Source organism: Kitasatospora sp. NPDC088548, assembly GCF_044753005.1.
Lineage (GTDB): Bacteria > Actinomycetota > Actinomycetes > Streptomycetales > Streptomycetaceae > Kitasatospora.
This window is the reverse complement of the sequence record NZ_JBIVMI010000068.1, coordinates 1-4,922: the sequence shown is the minus strand read 5'-3', so window position 1 is coordinate 4,922 and position 4,922 is coordinate 1. Positions and strand designations below refer to the sequence as shown.

Genomic DNA, 4,922 nt, shown 5'->3' with positions numbered 1-4,922 from the left:
GCGCTGGTGTTGTTCGACGCCGCGCTGCGTTCGCCGGAGGCGCTGCTGGTCCCGGCCCGGCTGGACCGCGACGCGCTGCGCAAGCGGGCGGCGGGCGGCGAGCTGAACCCGCTGCTGCGCGGTCTGGTCCGCACCCCCCGCCGCACCGCCGCCACCGGCGCACCCGCCGACGACGGCCGTGAGGTCCTGTTCCGCAGGCTCTCCGCGGTGGGCGAGGCCGAACAGCTCCGGCTGCTCCTGGACCTGGTCCGGGCCAGCGCGGCCAAGGTGCTCGGCCAGAGCATCGACGAGACGGTGAAGCCCGCTCAGGCGTTCAAGGACGTCGGTTTCGACTCGCTGACCTCGCTGCGGATCCGCGGCAGCCTCACCGAGGCCACCGGTGTCCGGCTCCCGGCGACCCTGGTCTTCGACCACCCGACCCCGGCCGCCGTCGCCGAGCACCTGCGAGACCGGCTGGGCCTGGCGGGCTCGGTGGCCGTGCCGCCCGTCCTGCTCGAACTCGACCGGCTGGAACAGGCGTTGGCGGCCACGGCCGGGACGGCCGGCGCGTCCGGGGCGCCCGACGGACTGCGCGCCCAGGTGGCCGCCCGTCTGGAGGCCCTCACCGCCCGCTGGGCGGAGTCGGGCGAGGAACCCGAGACCGAGGGCGTCGACCTGGGCGCCGCCTCGGACGACGAGCTCTTCGACCTGATCGACAACGAACTCGGCCTTTCCTGATGACGGATACGAGGAAGAACCCCATGTCGAACGACGACAAGCTGCGCGACTACCTCAAGCGCGTCACGGCCGACCTCCAGCAGACCAAGCGCCGCCTGCGCGACGTCGAGGCCCGGCGCACCGAGCCGATCGCCATCGTCGGGATGGCCTGCCGGCTGCCCGGCGGCGTCGCCTCCCCGGCCGACCTGTGGCGCCTGGTCCACGACGGCACCGACGCCATGGCCCCGTTCCCCCGCGACCGGGGGTGGGACGTGGACGGCCTGTACGACCCCGACCCGGACGCCGCCGGGAAGACCTACGCGGAGGAGGGCGGATTCCTCGCCGACCCGGGCGGCTTCGACGCCGCGCTCTTCGGGATCTCGCCGCGCGAGGCGCTGGCGACGGACCCGCAGCAGCGGCTGCTGCTGGAGACCTCCTGGGAGGCCCTGGAGCGGGCCGGCATCGACCCGGCCTCGCTCAAGGGGCAGCCGGTCGGCGTCTACGCGGGGCTGATGTACCACGACTACGCGCACCACGTGCTCAACCTCCCGGAGGGCCTGGAGGGGTACTTCGGGATCGGCAACTCGGGCTCGGTCGCCTCCGGCCGGATCTCCTACACCCTCGGTCTCGAAGGCCCTTCGGTGACGGTGGACACCGCCTGCTCCTCCTCCCTGGTCGCCGTCCACCTGGCCGCCCAGGCGCTGCGCGACGGCGAGTGCACGCTGGCCCTGGCCGGCGGTGTCGCCGTGATGGCCACGCCGGAGGTGTTCGTCGACTTCGCCACCCAGCGAGGCCTGGCGCGCGACAGCCGCTGCAAGGCGTACGCGGACGCCGCCGACGGCACCGGCCTGGCCGAGGGCGTCGCCGTCCTCCTGCTGGAGCGGTTGTCGGATGCCCGGCGCCTGGGGCACGAGGTGCTGGCCGTGGTCCGGGGTTCGGCCGTCAACCAGGACGGTGCGTCCAACGGTCTGACCGCCCCGAACGGTCCCTCGCAGGAGCGGGTGATCCTCGCCGCCCTCGCCAACGCCGGGCTGACGGCGGCGGACGTCGACGCCGTCGAGGGCCACGGGACGGGGACCTCGCTGGGCGACCCGATCGAGGCGCAGGCGGTGCTGGCCACCTACGGGCAGGGCCGTTCGGCCGAACAGCCGCTGTGGCTGGGGTCGTTGAAGTCCAACATCGGCCACACCCAGGCCGCCGCCGGTGCGGCGGGCGTGATCAAGATGGTGGAGGCGCTGCGGCACGGCGTGCTGCCGAAGAGTCTGCACATCGACACGCCCACCTCGAAGGTCGACTGGGACTCGGGCGCGGTCGCGCTCCTCACCGAACGCCGCGACTGGCCGGAGGTCGACCGGCCGCGCCGGGCCGCCGTCTCCTCGTTCGGCGTCAGCGGCACCAACGCCCACGTGATCCTGGAGCAGGCCCCGGTCGGGGACGCGCCGCAGCCGGACGCCGAACCGACCGGTGCCGCACTGCCGTTGGTGCTGTCGGCCGCCTCCGAGGACGCCTTGCGTGCCCAGGCCGGCGCCTGGGGCCGGCTCCTGGCCGAGCAGCCGGACACCGGCCTGGCCCGTACGGCCCGCACCCTCGTCGCCGCGCGCACCCGGTTCACCGAGCGGGCCGTCGTGGTCGCCGCCGACCGGGCGCGGGCGCTGAGCGGGTTGAGGGCCCTGGCCGAGGGAGGGGCCGTGGCCGGGCTGGTGTCCGGTCGGGCGGAGGTGAGTGGTCGGTCGGTGTTCGTTTTCCCGGGTCAGGGTTCCCAGTGGGTGGGGATGGGGCGTCGGTTGCTCGCTGAATCCGTGGTCTTCGCGGAGGTTCTCGGTGAGATCGACGAGGCTTTGAAGTCTTATGTCGACTGGTCGTTGCTCGATGTGGTGAATCAGGTGCCGGGTGCGGCCTCGCTGGAGCGGGTGGACGTGGTGCAGCCGGTGTCGTTCGCGGTGAACGTCGGCCTGGCGCGGCTGTGGTTCTCGTTGGGTGTTGTTCCGGATGCGGTGGTGGGTCACTCGCAGGGGGAGATCGCGGCGGCGCATGTCGCGGGCATCCTCTCGCTGGAGGACGCGGCGGCGGTGGTGGCGTTGCGGTCGCAGGCCATCGCGCGGGGTCTGGCGGGTCGGGGCGGGATGGTGTCGGTCGGGCTGCCGCTCGCCGAGGTGACCGGCACGCTGCCGGACGGCGTGGAGGTCGCCGCTGTCAACGGTCCGTCCTCGGTCGTGGTGGCCGGTGACCCGGCGGGTCTGGACACGCTCGTCGTCTCGTACGAGGAGCAGGGTGTGCGCGTGCGGCGGATCCCGGTGGACTACGCCTCGCACACCTCGCACGTGGAGTCGATCGAGGCCGAACTCGCCGAGCTGCTGGGTTCGGTGAAGCCGCGGCCGGCTGTCGTCCCGTTCCTGTCGACGGTCGAGAGCCGCTGGCTGGAGGGTCCGGAGCTGGACGCGGGGTACTGGTACCGCAACCTGCGGCAGACCGTCCGCTTCGCCGAGGCCGTCGAGACCCTGGCGGGCGAGGGTTTCCGGGCGTTCGTCGAGGTCAGCGCGCACCCCGTGCTCGCGCACGCCGTCGTCGAGGCCCTGGCGGAGGCCGTCCAGGCGCCGACCGTCGTCACCGGGACCCTGCGCCGTGAGGACGGCGGCTGGGACCGCGTCCTGCTCGCCGCCGCCGAACTCCACGTGCACGGCCTGCCCGTGGACTGGTCCACGGCCTTCCCGGACGCCGCCCTCCTCCCCGCCTCCGAGCTGCCCACCTACCCTTTCCAGCACCAGCGCTACTGGCTGGAGACCCGCCCCGCCACCGACGTGGGCGCCGCCGGGCTGGCGCCCGTCGGGCACCCGCTGCTGGGCGCGGCGGTGCAACTGCCCGAGGGCGGGGCGCTCCTCACCGGACGGCTCGACCCGAAGGATCACCCGTGGCTCGCGGACCACGCCGTCGCCGGCACCGTCCTCGCCCCGGGGGTCGTGCTGCTGGAGCTGGCCTCGCGGGCCGGCGACGAGGCGGGCACACCCACCGTCGAGGAGCTGGTGATCGAGGCCCCGCTGCTCGTCCCCGGGCGCGGCGCCCTGCAGCTGCACCTGCGGGTGGACGCGCCGGAGGACGGCGCCCCCGACAGCCGGCGGCCGTTCGCCCTGTACTCACGGCCCGAGGACGGCGAGGGCGGTGCCTGGACGAGGCACGCCACCGGTTTCCTGGGCGGCGAGCAGGCGCCGGACACCGTCGCCCCCGGCGCGTGGCCACCGGCCGGCGCGGAGCCGGTCGCCCTGGACGGCTTCTACGAGCGGCTGGCGGACCGCGGCTTCGGCTACGGACCGGCGTTCCAGGGACTGCGGGCCGTCTGGCGGCTCGACGGCGAGGTGCACGCCGAGGTGTCTCTGCCCGCCGGCCGGGCCGCCGAGGACTTCGGCATCCACCCGGTGCTGCTGGACGCCGCTCTGCAGTCCACCAACTTCCTGGGCATCGCCGAGCCGGAGCCGGGCCACGTCCTGCTGCCGTTCGCCTGGAACGACGTGGCACTGTTCGCCACGCGTCCCACCGCCCTGCGGGTGCACGCCCGGCAGACCGGCCCGCACGCGTTCTCGCTCGTCCTCACCGACCCGACCGGCGGACCGGTGGCCTCGGTCGGCTCGCTGTCGCTGCGGCAGGTGCCGGTCGACCGGCTCGCCGGCCTCGGCGGGGCCGGTACCGACCACCTCTACCAGGTGGGCTGGACGCCTCTCGTCCTGCCCGCCGACGCCGCCGGTGTCGCCGCCCCGGCGGTGCTGGACCTGACCGCCGGGACGGCCGAGGGGCCCGAGGGCGCCCGGGCGCTGGTCGGCCGGGTCTCGGAGTTCCTGCACCAGGGACTCACCGATCCCGCCCGGAGCGGGGAGCCGCTGGCGGTCGTGACCGGGCCGCCGGACGCGGACCCGGCGGTCAACGCGGTGTGGGGGCTGGTCCGTTCGGTCCAGCAGGAGCAGCCCGGCCGGGTCGTGCTCCTCGGTGGCGAAGGGACGGGCTTCCCTGCCGCGGCGGTGGACCCGTCGGTGGTGGGCGGCCTGCTGGCGTCGGGCGAGAACCAGGCGCTCTGGCGCGACGGGACTGTGGTGGTGCCGCGCCTGGCGCGTGCTGAGGTGCCCGCCGGTGCCGGCCCGGTTTTGGATCCGGTGGGGACGGTGCTGGTGACCGGTGGTACGGGGACGCTGGGCGGGCTGGTGGCCCGGCATCTGGTGGAGTCGTACGGGGTGGGGCGG

General features: G+C 74.8%; 2 protein-coding genes. Both read left to right on the top strand.

The genetic code is table 11. The features are described from left to right. Positions 1 to 717: phosphopantetheine-binding protein (locus tag ACIP82_RS37660; protein ID WP_400660285.1), on the top strand; the 717-nt coding region annotated here is incomplete at its 5' end. A gap of 23 nt (positions 718 to 740) precedes the next feature. Continuing rightward, positions 741 to 4,922: type I polyketide synthase (locus tag ACIP82_RS37655; RefSeq protein WP_400660282.1), on the top strand; the 4,182-nt coding region annotated here is incomplete at its 3' end.